At 36.4% G+C, this 929-nt stretch carries 1 protein-coding gene; it reads left to right on the forward strand.

Annotated elements, in window-relative coordinates; all coding sequences use genetic code 11:
- The coding region (locus tag VB798_RS24310; RefSeq protein ID WP_323689833.1) for an IS3 family transposase at positions 1-732 on the forward strand (732 nt) is incomplete at its 5' end.
- Positions 733-929: the final 197 nt, after the last annotated feature.

Consider the following 929-nt stretch of genomic DNA (forward strand, 5'->3'; position numbering starts at 1 on the left):
CGTAAATCAAGAGCGATTACCACCAATTCCAATCATCCATACCGTAAATATGGGAATTTAATCAAGGAATTAGTCTTGGATCAGGCAGGGGAATTATGGGTTAGTGACATCACTTACATTCGTACAGTGAAGGGATTCAGCTACTTAAGTATCATTACAGATGCTTATAGTCGTAAGATTGTGGGTTACAAACTTCATCCTACTTTAGAAGCTAAGGGAGCGATTGATGCTTTGCTGATGGCCAGTAAAGACCTTAAGCGGACAGATAAACTCATTCATCATAGTGACCGTGGTATTCAGTATTGTTGTCAAGATTATGTCAATACGACAGCTCACTTAGGCATTCAATTATCGATGACAGAAAACGGAGACCCTTACGAAAATGCTCAGGCGGAAAGAGTAAATGGCATCCTCAAGTATGAATTCTTGTTAAATCAAGTCTTTGAGAGTCATCAAACTGCTCAAATAGCGGTTGATAGAGCCATCAAAAGCTACAATGAATTAAGGACGCACGATAGTTGTGACAGACTTACTCCAGTGGTAGCTCATGAACAAAAAGGAGTATTAATCAAGCGATGGAAGAAGCGTAATATTCAGCAGAAAGAGACCAAAAGCTCAGTAGAGAAAGTCTCTGATGAAGTGATAAAAATGCAAGAAAAGTCGCAAGGAAAGCAGGTAAAACCCCATGTCATTCATAAGCGTTTTAGCCCAATCAAACCGAGTAATCTTTAGGAATAAATTCAGTAAGAGTAAGTAAAATCAGGAATAAGAATCAATATTAAATATCAAGTAGGAATAAGCCAAAACACAAAGAAATGAACAGGAATAGAAGCCCAACTTAGCACAAAAACCAGTATTAACACAAAAGATTAAAATACATTTAGAAATAAAAAATAAATGGTGTAATCTTGGTAATACAATAAAAAAAA

The sequence above is a fragment of the Arcicella lustrica genome (genome assembly GCF_034930985.1).
Taxonomy (GTDB): Bacteria; Bacteroidota; Bacteroidia; order Cytophagales; family Spirosomataceae; genus Arcicella; species Arcicella lustrica.